Origin of the sequence: Devosia faecipullorum (genome assembly GCF_015158295.1) — a bacterium.
GTDB lineage: Bacteria > Pseudomonadota > Alphaproteobacteria > Rhizobiales > Devosiaceae > Devosia > Devosia faecipullorum.
Window position 1 is genome coordinate 234489 of sequence record NZ_JACDXV010000003.1, and the last position, 12549, is coordinate 247037.

Here is a 12549-nt window from a genome sequence, read left to right on the forward strand (position 1 = left end):
CTAACCATTGGCCGGCCTCTTGTCCTCGGGCCGCTCAAACACGGCGAGGAGCGCGTCGTGGATTTTCTTCTGCCGTGCCTTGACCTGAATTTTCTGGCCGGTGAGATCGGTGACATAGAAAACGTCCACGGCTTTTTCGCCATAAGTGCCGATATGGGCCGAGCCGATAGTGAGGTTGAGATCGGAAATTTCGCGGGTCAGCGCATAGAGCAGGCCAATGCGGTCGAGCCCGGCCACTTCGATGACGGTGAATTTCTCCGAAATTGCATTGGAGACCACGACCTGCGCCGGCACGGCGAAGGGACGCAGGCGTTTATTGTACCGGCTTTGCTTGCCCAGATCGATCAGCACCTGGCGCTGACCCTGCAATAGCTGTTTGACATTGTCGATGATGCGGGTGGCGCGCACCTTTTCGTCCTCGTCGGAGGTGAAGGAGCGGCGCAGCCGGAAGGTGTCGATGGCGCGCCCGTCGCGGGTCGAAAAGATCTGCGCCCCGATAATGGAGGCGTCCTGCATGGTGCAGGCGCCGGCGATCAGCGAAAGCAGGCGCGGATGGTCGGGCGTATAGAAGCTGACCTCGGTAATGCCCTCGAAGGCCCGGACCCGGATCGAGCCGGCGAAAGGCTCGCCGGATTTGTCGGCCTGGCGGATCATCCGGGCATGGACGAGCTGCAATTCCGGCTCGGCCCGCAGCCAGTAATGGTCGTAATGGCGGGAGGCATAGGCCGCCATCTCCTCGGCCGGCAAATTGTCCATGGCGCGGGCCAGCATGGCCTTGGCCTCGTTGACGCGCACCGAATGGCTGACCTGACTATGCCCGCCCGAAAGCAGCGGCTCGGTGGCATAGTAGAGCGAGCGCAGCAGGCTTCCCTTCCAGCCGGTCCAGGTGCCGGGGCCGACGGCGCGGATGTCGCAGGCGGTGAGGATCATCAGCAGGGCCAGGCGCTGGGGCGATTGTACCTGTTCGGCGAAGGCCTTGGCGGTCTCGGGGTCCTGGATGTCGCGGGCCTGGGCGATCTCGCTCATCAACAGGTGATGCTCGATCAGCCAGGCGACGGTATCGGTTTCGGCGGGGGTAAGACCGAAGCGTGGACAGAGTTTTCGGGCGATGCGGGCGCCGGCGATGGAATGGTCCTCGGGCCGTCCCTTGGCGATGTCGTGGAGGAACAGCGCCACATAGAGCAGGCGCGTATCGTTGAGCTGGGGCCAAAGCTCGTGGGTGAGCGGCAATTCCTCGCGCAAGCCACCATTGGCGATGTCGGCCATGACCCCGACCGAGCGGATCAGATGCTCGTCCACCGTATAATGGTGGTACATGTTGAACTGCATCAGCGCGACGATCTTGCCGAAATCGGGCACGAACCTGCCCAATACGCCGCTTTCGTTCATCTGCCTGAGGATGCGCTCGACAGAGAGCGGGCTGGTCAGAACGGTAAGGAAATGGGCATTGGCACGCGGATCGGCGCGCAGCCTGTTGTCGATCAGCCGCAAGCTGTCGCGGATATGCTTGATGGCGTCGGGGTGGAACAAAAGCTCCTCGCGCCCCGCCACCATGAACATGCGGATGAGATTGACCGGATCTTTCTCGAAGGCGTCGGGCGCGGCGAGATTGAGCCGGCCATTGTCGAGAATGAAGGCGGTCTCGCCCTTGATCTTGGACTTGCCCGAGCGGAACGGCGCCAGAACGCGCCCCACCAGGTCCATATCCTTGGCGTGGTGGAATTCGAGGCTGGCGCAGATGATGCGGGTGAGGTCGCCCACATCCTTGGCGACGAGAAAATAGCGCTTCATGAAGCGCTCGACCCCGAGCAGACCGAGGCGTTTTTCATAACCCATGCGGCGGGCGAGGTCCGGCTGCACGTCGAAGGTCAGCTTTTCATCGGCTCTGCCGGTGATGAAATGGAGATGGCAGCGCACCGCCCACAAAAAATCCTCGGCGCGGGAAAACAGCCGGTATTCGGCAGCGCTGAGCACGCCCTTACCAACCAGTTCCTGGCTGGTCTTGACCTGGTAGAAATATTTGCCGATCCAGAACAGCGTATTGAGGTCGCGCATGCCCCCCTTGCCGTCCTTGATATTGGGCTCGACCACATAGCGCGAATTGCCCATCTGGCGGTGGCGCTCGTCGCGCTCCTCCATCTTGGCGGCGATGAATTCGGGGCCGGTTCCCGGCATGATCTCGGTTTCGAAGCGCTGCACCAATTGATTGTAGAGCGCCGCGTCGCCGGTCAGGAACCGGGCTTCGAGCGTGGCGGTGCGCACCGTCATGTCGGCGCGGGCCATGCGGATACATTCATCCACCGAGCGGACCGCATGGCCGACCTTCTGGCCCAGATCCCAGAGCATGTAGAGCACATATTCGGTGACCTGCTCGCCCCAGGGGGTCTGCTTGTAGGGCAGGATGAAAAGCAGGTCGATGTCGCTGCCGGGGGCCAGCGTGCCCCTGCCATAGCCGCCCACGGCCGAGAGAGCGATGGCCTCGGCGCCGGAGGGATTGTCCAGTCGATAGACCCTTGTCGTGGCGAAGCGGTGGATGGCGGCGATGATCTCGTCCTGCGCGGCGCAGATATTCTGCGCGCAGCGGGTGCCGCGATTGCTGGCCAGAAGCTCGGCTTCGGCGTCCGAGCGCGCCTCGGCCAGGACAAGGCGCAGATGGGCAAGGACCATTGCGCGGGCCGAAGGCGATTTGGCCGGCTCCTCCCCGACAAGGGCATCGAGTTCGGCAAGGATCGTTTCGGCGGATTTGAGCGCGAAGAGGGACTTTTTGGGCCTTGCCTCAACTTCGGCGAGCGTCATCACGGATTTTCTTCAGCTGGTACAAGGTCTCGATGGCCTGTCGCGGCGTCAATTCGTCGGGGCGCATCTTATCGAGCGCTTCGTAAACGGGGTCCTTACCTTGAGGCGCGGCGGGCGCGGAATGGGCAAAGAGCGGCAGATCGTCTAGCACGCTGGCCTTCTGGCGGGAAGATGCAGTGCCGGCCGAACGCTGTTCGAGAATGTCGAGAACCTGTTTGGCGCGGGCAATGACCGGTTCAGGCAGGCCGGCGAGCCGGGCGACCTGGATGCCATAGGACCGGTCGGCCGCGCCGGGGCCCACTTCATGCAGGAACACCACCTCGCCCTCCCATTCGCGCACCTTCATGGTGACATTGGCGACGCGGGCGAGGGTTTTGGCGAGGCTGGTCAATTCGTGGAAATGGGTGGCGAACAGGGCCCGGCAGCCGGTCTGCTCGTGCAGCGCCTCGACCGAAGCCCAGGCGATCGAAAGCCCATCGAAGGTGGCGGTGCCGCGCCCGATCTCGTCCAGCACCACCAATGAACGACTTGTGGCGCGGTTGAGAATGGCGGCGGTTTCGACCATTTCCACCATGAAGGTGGAGCGACCATGGGCGATGTCGTCGGAGGCGCCGACGCGCGAGAACAGGCGATCCACCACCCCGATATGGGCGGCATCGGCGGGCACGTAAGAGCCCATCTGCGCCAGGATGGCGATGAGCGCGTTCTGCCGCAGAAAGGTGGATTTACCGCCCATATTGGGGCCGGTCACCAGCCACAGGGCCCCGCCGCCGCTCTCCTCGCTGCCGGAGAGATCGGCGTCATTGGCGACAAAGGAGAGCCCCTCCTGCTTGACGGTCAATTCCACCACCGGATGACGCCCGCCGGAAATGGCGAAGGCCAGGCTGTCATCGACCCTGGGGCGGCAATAGCTCCGCAGCGCCGACATTTCGGCGAGAGCGGCGTTGACGTCGAGTTCGGCCAGGGCGTCGGCTAGCCCCTGCAGCCCGGCCAGTTCAGCCAGAACGGCGGCACGCAGGCGGGCGAAAATGGCGTGCTCGATGTCCAGTGCAGCGCCCTGCGCCCTGGCGATGCGGGTTTGCAGCTCCGCCAGCTCGGTGGTGGTGAAGCGCATGGCATTGGCCAAGGTCTGGCGATGGATGAAGCTCTGCCGATGCGGCTCGTCCAGCAATTTCTGGCCCTGGCCGGCCGGCACTTCGACGAAGAAACCAAGCACGCCATTGTGCCTGATCTTCAAGGAGCGCAGCTCGGTCTCGTCCATCAGCCGCGCCTGCAGGGCGGCGATGACGGCGCGGGTCTTTGTGCCCAGCGCCCGTTCCTCGTCCAGCAGCCCGTCATAACCGGCGCGCACGAAGCCGCCATCGCGGCTGAGGAGCGGCAGATCGTCGGCGAGCGCCAGGCCCAGTTCGGCGGCGAGGGCGCGCGGCGCGGCACCCAGAATCATCGTCAGCCGGGCCAGAACCGGGGGCAGATCGGCCTGCCGGCTCAATTGCCCCGCCAGTTCCAGCGCCGCAGCCACGGCCTTGCCGATGGCGGCGAGGTCGCGCGGCCCGCCCCGTTCCAGCGCCAGCCGCGATAGGGCGCGGGCAAGATCGGGCGCGGCCTTGAGATCCTGGCGCAGCCGGGCGCGCAAGAGCGGATCGTCCACCAGATGGCCGACGGCGTCGAGCCTTTGATTGATGGCAGGCGCTTCGCGCAATGGCGCCGCCAGCCGGGCGGCAAGCAGGCGCGCGCCGGGCGCGGTGACGGTGAGGTCAATGCTCTGGCGCAGCGAGCCCCTGGCCTGGCCGCGCTGGGTGAGAAGAATTTCCAGGCTGGCGCGCGTTGCCGCATCGATGGCCATGACGCCATCGGCGGCGTCCAGCACCGGGGGGCGCAGGGGCACATTGCGGCCCTTCTGGCTCTCGGTGACATAGGCGGCCAGCATGCCGAGCGCCGCCCGGCTGGCGCGGGACAGCGATGTCGGATCGAAATCGCCGGCGGGAAAGCTCTGGCGCAGACGCGCGGAGGCGGCCTCGCTGTCGCCGGCCTCGTCCGGCAGCGTCACCGCAATCGCCGCCCATGCCGGCGCCAGGAGATGCCGTTCCGCCAGGGCAGCCCGCGCCGTTTCGGTGAGGAGCAGTTCCGCCGGGGCGATGCGGGCCATTTCGTCGGCGAGCCGGTCGGCAGCAAGATCGGCGACAAAGCTCTCGCCGGTCGAAATATCGGCCCAGGCCAGGGCGAAATCGGTTTCGCCGTGGCGCACCATGCCGAGCGAAGCCAGATAATTGGCGGAGCGGGCGTCCAGATGGTCATCCTCGGTCAGCGTGCCGGGCGTCACCAGCCGCACCACGTCGCGCCGCACCACCGATTTGCTGCCGCGCTTCTTGGCCTCGGCGGGGTCTTCCATCTGTTCGCAGATGGCGACGCGATGGCCCAGCCGGATCAGCTTGTTGAGATAATCGTTGGCGGCATGGATAGGCACGCCGCACATGGCGATGTCTTCGCCCAGATGCTTGCCGCGCTTGGTCAGCACGATACCGAGCGCGGCGCTGGCGATCTCGGCGTCCTCGAAGAACAATTCGTAGAAATCGCCCATCCGGTAGAAGAGGAGATAGCCGGGATTGACGGCCTTGATCTCGAAATATTGCGCCATCATCGGCGTCAGGGCCGCTGGCGCGGCCTCGAAGGGGGTCTGGTCCATGGACAGGCAGTCAGCGCTCCAGGTGGAGCGCTGACCTTAGGCAATCGGGCGGGTCATGCCAACCCGGGGAGCCATCACTATGCCCAGCTTCCCGTGGCCGGTTCAGGCGCCCCTTATCAGGGAAGCCGGTCCCACCAGCCTGCGATAAAGATGCCAGGTCGCGTGCCCGAAGATCGGCAGGGCGATGGCGAGACCGACAAAGAAGGGCAGCGCTGCCAGGAAAAGCCCCGCCCCCACGATCACGCCCCAGACCAGAAGCGGCAGGGGATTGCGCAGCACGGCGCGGAACGAGGTTTCCACCGCCACATAGGCGCCGACATCGCGGTCGAGCAACAGCGGGAAGGCGATGACCGAGCTACAGAGCACGACCAGCGCGAAGAGCGCGCCAAGCACGCTGCCCGCCAGCATCAGGGTCAGGCCCGCCGGCTCGATCATGATCTGGTTGAAGAGCCCGGCAAAGGTGTGGGGCGCGGCGGCGCCGAACAGGCTTTCATAGAGCGCCTGGGCGCTGGTCAGCCAGAGGGTGAACAGCACGAACAACATGGCCCCTACCGCCATGATCGAACCGCGGGCCGGCGAGCGCAGCACGCCGAAAGCGGCGCGCCAGCCCGGATGCTCGCCGCGTTCGCGGCGGCGGGATATTTCATAGAGCGGCAGGGCGGCGAAGGGACCGATCAGCGCGAAGCCGCCGACCAGCGGATAGAGCAGGGTCCAGGTCTGCCAGCCATCCATCCACATGGCCAGGACGATGCCGATCAGGGGGTAGATCAGCGCCAGCAGCACGTAATGGCTGGGCCGGGCGCGAAAATCGGCGAGGCCGCGCCGCAGGGCTTCGCCCAGATCGGCAAGGGAGATTTTGCGGATGACCGGCAGGTCGAGCTTGTCGCCGATACCGGAGATGACGTGCATTCGGGCCATGATCGACATTCCTCCAGGCTGGAGGCCGCGAGGCGACTGACCTGGCGCTGCCCGGGCGCGAGACGCAGAAGCTCTCGACCGCTATGGCACCATATTAGCCCCCGAGCCGTGGGCTGTCGCCCCCGGCTCGGGAAAATGTGATCAGGCCTTGTCGAGCGCCTGGGCGATATCGGCGATGATGTCGTCGATATGCTCGATGCCCACCGAGATGCGCACCAGGTCTTCAGAGACGCCGGCCTTTTTCAGCTCCTCGGGCGAAAGCTGGCGATGGGTGGTAGAGGCCGGATGGCAGGCCAGCGACTTGGCGTCGCCGATATTGACCAGCCGCAGGATCATGTTGAGGGCGTCGATGAAGCGGCCACCGGCCTCCTTGCCGCCCTTGATGCCGAAGGACAGGATGCCCGAGCCTGAGCCCTTGGAAATCTTCTTGGCGACCTCGTGATAGGGACTGTCCTCGAGGCCGGCATAGCTCACCCATTCCACCTTGGGATGGCTCTTGAGGAATTGGGCGACCTTGAGCGCGTTCTCGCAATGGCGTTCCATGCGCAGGCCAAGGGTTTCGAGACCCTGCAGGATCAGGAAGGCGTTGAAGGGGGAGAGCGCCGCGCCGGTATTGCGCAGCGGCACCACGCGGGCGCGGCCGATAAAGGCCGCCGGCCCCAGCGCCTCGGTATAGACGACGCCGTGATAGGAGGGGTCGGGCTCGTTGAGCATGGGGAAACGCTTGGCATTGGCCTTCCAGTCGAACTTGCCGGAATCGACGATCATGCCGCCGATGGAGGTGCCATGGCCGCCGATATATTTGGTCAAAGCATGCACGACGATATCGGCGCCGAAATCGAAGGCGCGGGTCAGGTAGGGCGTGGCCACAGTATTGTCCACGATCACCGGCACGCCATGGCGATGGGCGATCTCGGCAATGCGCTGGATGTCCACCACATTGCCCGCCGGATTGCCGATGGATTCGAGGAACACCGCCTTGGTCTTGTCGTCGATGGCCTTTTCGAAGCCCTCATAATCGTCATGGGAGACGAGGCGCGCCTCGATGCCCTGGCGGGGGAAGGTATGGACGAAGAGGTTATAGGTGCCGCCATAAAGCTGGGAGATCGAGACGATATTGTCCCCGGCCTGGGCGATGGTCTGGATGGCATAGGTGATGGCCGACATGCCCGAGGCCAGACCCAAGGCGGCAATGCCGCCTTCCATTTCGGCGACGCGGGCTTCGAGCACCGCGGTGGTGGGGTTCATGATGCGGGTATAGATATTGCCCGCCACCTTCAAATCGAACAGGTCGGCGCCGTGCTGGGTGTCGTCGAACGTGTAGGAGGTGGTCTGATAAATCGGCACGGCAGCGGCCTTGGTGGTCGCCTCCGATTCATATCCATGGTGCAGGGCGATCGATTCGAGCTTCATCAGAGCGTCTCCAAAGGTCCGGTTTGAGCGCCACAATCCTCTGTCGACCCGGAAATGACAAGGCGCGGGAGAGGCAAGCCGTCCTCTCCCGCGCCCATTTGTTGGAACGAAAACCTATTGCAGGGCCTCAACCTCGTAACGGTCGGACGGATCGTGCTGCGGCCGATAGATGAAATAGTCGAAAGTGGCGGGCCGGGCGGTGCCGTTGAGGTCCTGGGCCGCCATGCCGACAAAGGCGCCGGTAAAGCTGCCATGGGCCTGATGACCGCCGCATTCGTCCGAAAGCAGGCTGGCATCGAGCACCGGGCCGATGGGCTGCAATTCCTCTCCCTCTAGGGCATAGAAGAATTGCAGGCGGCGCCCGCGAATGGTGAGCGCCAGGCGCACCTTGCCCTGATTGGGGATCTTGACCGGCTCGGCGGGGAAGCGCAGCCTGCCATCGGGCCAGCTCATTTCCGAGGCCATGAGCAGCAATTCGCGCTGCCCGTCGGAATGGGCTGTCACCGCCAGATAGAAGAAATTGTAGCGGCTGTAATAGGCGGTCAGGCCCGCCATATGGCGTTCATCGACGGGCTGGAAGTCGATCAGCGTCTCGGCATCATAGGAAAAATGCGTCTGCCGCCGCGCCAGGAGCGCCTGCTCGAACCAGGAGCCGATCGCCTCCCGCCCGAACAAACGCAGTTTGTTGTCCCTAAGTGTAAAGATCCGCTCGGTTTCCGGGGTGCGCAGCCACTGGAAATCCTTGTCGAGCCCGGCTTCGAAACTGTAGCGCCGCTCGGCCCAGTATTTCGCTTCGTCGCGCGTTCCGGGCACCTCGACATGGAGCGAAGGCACCGGGCCGTTCTTGACATAGAGCCAGTCGTCCTCGCCCCAATAGGCTTCCTGGATCGAGGTCTCGCGGCCCAGCACGCAGCGACGCTCCTGGGTAATCGGGCGGCCGCCGAGATGGACGAGGTAGGTCTTGCCCTCAGGGCTCTCGACGAGGTCGCCATGGCCGGCGCGCTGGATGGGGGCGAGGGGGGCATCCTTGGCGGTGAGGATATGCTGGTCGGGATGGGTCTCGTAGGGCCCATCGATGTTGCGCGAACGGGCAAAGGTCACGGCATGGTCATAGGCGGTGCCGCCCTCGGCGGTCAGCAGGTAATAATAGCCGTTGCGCTTATAGAGATGGGGCCCTTCCACCAGTTTGAGGTCGGTGCCCTGATAGATGTTCTTGATCGGGCCAAAGAGCTTGCCGGCCTCTGGATCGAATTCCTGCAGGGCGATGCCGGCGAAGAGCAGCGGGCGCACCCGATGGTCCCAGATCATGTTGACCAGCCATTTGCGCCCGTCATCGTCGTGGAACAGGCTCGGATCAAAGCCGGAGGAATTGGCATAGACCGGGTCGGACCAGGGCCCTTCGATGCTGTCGGCCCAGACGATGTAATTATGCGCGTCCTTGAACGAGCCGTCCTTGCGCTTCACATCGGTATAAACCAGCCAGAATTTTTCTCCGTCATGGCTGAGGCAGGGAGCCCAGACGCCGCAGCTATCGGGGTCGCCGCGCATGTCGAGCTGACTCTTGCGGTTGAGCGGGCGGGTGACCAGCTCCCAATTGGCGAGATCGCGCGAATGATGGATCTGCACGCCCGGATACCATTCGAAGGTGGAGGTGGCGATGTAGTAATCCTCTCCCACGCGCAGGATGGAGGGGTCCGGATTGAAGCCCGGAAGAATGGGATTGGTGATTTGCGGCATGACAAGCCTCAGCTATCGGGAGTGAACTAAGCTCTCCACCACGTCGTCACCGGGCTCGTCCCGGTGATCCATCTTTCAGCACCGGCCGGGCAATGGATTGCCGGGACGAGCCCGGCAATGACGATGATGATGACGTCGGCAGACAGGATCAGGTTCTGGCCGATCACACGAAACGGTTGACCAGGTTTTCGAGATATTCCTGGCGGCCCGAACGCGGCTGCGGGTTGATGGCGTCGGCATGAACCTTGGCGGCAATGTCGGCGAGGCTCAGTTTGCCGGCGAGAATGTCCCGGCCCAACCCCTGGTCCCAGCCGGCATAGCGCTTGTCGAGCAGGGCATCGAATTCGCCGTCCTCGATCAGCGCCGCCGCGCCCTTCAAACCGCGCGCCAGAGTGTCGAGGCCCAGAATATGGCCATGCAGCAGATCGGCGGGGTCGAGCGATTGCCGGCGCACCTTGGCGTCGAAATTGAACCCGCCCTTGCCCAGCCCGCCCTGCTTCAAGATGTAATAGAAGGCCAGGGCCATTTCGCCGGCATTATTGGGGAAATGGTCGGTATCCCAGCCCGATTGCAGATCGTTGCGATTGGCGTCCACCGAGCCGAGCATGCCCAGCGAGGACGCGACGGCCAGTTCGTGCTCGAAGGAATGGCCGGCGAGGAAGGCATGGCCGACCTCGATATTGCACTTCACCTGCTTTTCTAGGCCGTATTTCTGCAAGAAGCCGTAAACGGTGGCGACGTCGTAATCATATTGGTGCTTGCTCGGTTCCTGCGGCTTGGGCTCGATCAGGATCTGGCCCTTGAAGCCGATCTTTTCGGCATGCTCGATCACCAGCGTCAGGAAGCGGGCCATCTGGTCCTGTTCCTGGCCGATCCTGGTGTTCAAGAGGGTTTCATAGCCCTCGCGCCCGCCCCAGAGCACGTAGTTTTCGCCGCCCAGTTCATGGGTCAGCTCGAGCACGGATTTCACCTGGCCCGCCGCATAGGCGAAGACTTCCGGGTCGGGATTGGTGGCGGCGCCCGCCATATAGCGGCGATTGGAAAAGAGGTTCGCCGTGCCCCAGAGCAGCTTCTTGCCGCTTTGCTGCATTTTCTGCGCCAGGATATCGCCGATGATGCGCAGATTCTTGTTGCTCTCGTCCAGGTTTGCCCCTTCGGGGGCCACGTCCACATCGTGGAAGGCGAAAAAGGGCACATCGATCAGGTCAAAGAATTCAAAGGCCACGTCGGCCTTGAGCCTGGCCCCATCGAGCCCCTTGTCGAACCAGGGGCGATCGAAGGTGCGGCCGCCGAACGGGTCGCCGCCTTCCTGGGCAAATGTGTGCCAATAGGCGATGGCCGGACGGATATGGTCCTCCATCCTCTTGCCGGCGACCACTTCGTCCTTGTTGTAGTGGCGATAGGCCAGCGGATTGCGGCTGTCCCGGCCTTCATATTTGACCTGGCTCAGGCCCTTGAAAAAATCAGTCACGAACGTGCCTCCTCGATGGCGGGATAAAGGGCGCGATAGCGCGCATATTGATCGGAATAGGCGGCCGACAAATCGGTGTCGGGCGCGATAATTGCCTTGATCGGCGGCATGGTCATGACCTCTTGGGGCCTGGCGCCGGTGGCGGCGCAGAGGCCGAGCCGGGCGGCGCCCAGTGCGCCGCCGAAATCGCCGTCCGCGGGCAGGGCGATTTCCATATCAAGATTGGTGGCCAGCATTTTGAGCCACAGCGCCGATTTCGAACCGCCGCCCACCGCCAGCAGGCGATTGATGGAGGTGCCGGCATCGGCCAATACGCGCTGGCAATCGCGCATGGCAAAGCTCACCCCTTCCATCAGGGCCCGCGTCAATTGCGCGACATCGCTGGATTGGGAAAGGCCGACGAAAGCGCCGCGCGCCTCGGCATTGTTATGCGGGGTGCGCTCACCCGAGAGATAGGGCAGGAAAATGGTCTCGCCCGGCCCCTTGAATCCGGCTTCGGCGGCGGCGGACAAAGCCGCCTGGCTCTGGCCGGTAATACGGGACAGCCAGTTGAGGCTATCGGTGGCCGAGAGAATGACGCCCATCTGGTGCCAGGTATCAGGAATGGCGTGGCAGAAGGCATGCACGGCCCCCGCGACATTGGGGCTGAATTTTTCGTTGGAGACAAACAGCACGCCGGAGGTGCCGAGCGAGACAAAACCCTCGCCGGGCCTTATGGCGCCGATGCCGCAGGCGGCGGCGGCATTGTCGCCGGCCCCCCCCGCCACCACTACCGGCCCGGCCATGCCCCAGCGGGCAGCAAATTCGGGCTTGAGCTGGGCCGAGACGGCCGAGCCTTCGACCAGACGCGGCATGTGTTCGCGGGAAAGGCCGGTAACGCCGAGCAGGTCGTCGGACCAGTCGCGCCGCGCCACGTCGAGCCAGAGCGTACCCGCCGCGTCGGACATGTCCTCCACATGCTCGCCGGTCAAGAGCAGGCGCACATAGGCCTTGGGCAGCAGCACCTTCCTGATCTGGCGAAAAATCTCCGGCTCGTGCTTTCTCACCCAGGCGATTTTCGGCGCGGTAAAGCCGGGCATGGCAATATTGCCGGCCAGCTCGCGCAGGCGGGGCAGGGCCGCTTCCATCTCGGCGCATTCCTGGGCCGAGCGCCCGTCATTCCAGAGGATGGCGGGGCGCAGCACCGCGTCATTGTCGCCCAGCAGGGTCGCACCATGCATATGGCCGGACAGCCCGATCCCCGTAACCGCCGCCAATTCGCGTGGATGGTTCAGCTTGAGCGCGTCGATGGCGCCCAGCGTCGCCGTCCACCAATCGGCGGGATTTTGTTCCGACCAGCCCGGATGGGGACGCACCGGTTCGATGGCGGCGGCCGAGGCGTCGCCCAGCGCCCTGCCATCGTCGTCGATCAACAGCGCCTTGACCCCGGACGTGCCGATATCGATGCCCAGAAAGGTCATGATGCACGTACCTCATTTCGGTGCGGCAAAATCATCTCAATCTCCTCCATCACCCCGTTTCCGGGGCAGCG

7 protein-coding genes are annotated in these 12549 nt (G+C 64.0%); all 7 read right to left on the minus strand.

Features of this window, described 5'->3' with window-relative positions; all coding sequences use genetic code 11:
- The 7 genes from H0482_RS10465 to xylB all read right to left on the minus strand — a co-directional run bounded on the left by H0482_RS10465 (nt 1) and on the right by xylB (nt 12478).
- Entirely contained in the window at nt 1–2796 is a 2796-nt protein-coding gene (locus tag H0482_RS10465) for a [protein-PII] uridylyltransferase (protein WP_193729994.1), read from the minus strand.
- Complete coding sequence (gene mutS, locus H0482_RS10470) at nt 2777–5479, minus strand: DNA mismatch repair protein MutS (RefSeq protein ID WP_193729995.1); 2703 nt, start codon at nt 5477–5479, stop codon at nt 2777–2779. The genes H0482_RS10465 and mutS overlap by 20 nt, the downstream gene beginning before the upstream one ends.
- A gap of 102 nt (nt 5480–5581) precedes the next feature.
- The gene (locus H0482_RS10475; protein ID WP_193729996.1) at nt 5582–6397 is read right to left on the minus strand and encodes a DUF2189 domain-containing protein; all 816 of its coding nucleotides are present in this window, start codon (nt 6395–6397) and stop codon (nt 5582–5584) included.
- 141 nt (nt 6398–6538) lie between these two features.
- Nucleotides 6539–7810: an O-acetylhomoserine aminocarboxypropyltransferase/cysteine synthase family protein gene (locus tag H0482_RS10480; RefSeq protein WP_193729997.1), complete on the minus strand. Its 1272-nt coding sequence runs from the start codon at nt 7808–7810 to the stop codon at nt 6539–6541.
- A gap of 114 nt (nt 7811–7924) precedes the next feature.
- Nucleotides 7925–9547 (minus strand): glycoside hydrolase family 43 protein, encoded by a 1623-nt coding sequence (locus H0482_RS10485; RefSeq protein ID WP_193729998.1) that lies wholly within the window; start codon nt 9545–9547, stop codon nt 7925–7927.
- Nucleotides 9548–9710: 163 nt separating this feature from the next.
- Nucleotides 9711–11018 carry a xylose isomerase gene (gene xylA / locus H0482_RS10490; protein WP_193729999.1) on the minus strand — a complete coding sequence of 436 codons (1308 nt, stop codon included), beginning with the start codon at nt 11016–11018 and terminating at the stop codon, nt 9711–9713.
- The gene (xylB, locus tag H0482_RS10495) at nt 11015–12478 is read right to left on the minus strand and encodes a xylulokinase (RefSeq protein ID WP_193730000.1); all 1464 of its coding nucleotides are present in this window, start codon (nt 12476–12478) and stop codon (nt 11015–11017) included. Before xylB ends, xylA begins: the two co-directional genes overlap by 4 nt.
- Nucleotides 12479–12549: the final 71 nt, after the last annotated feature.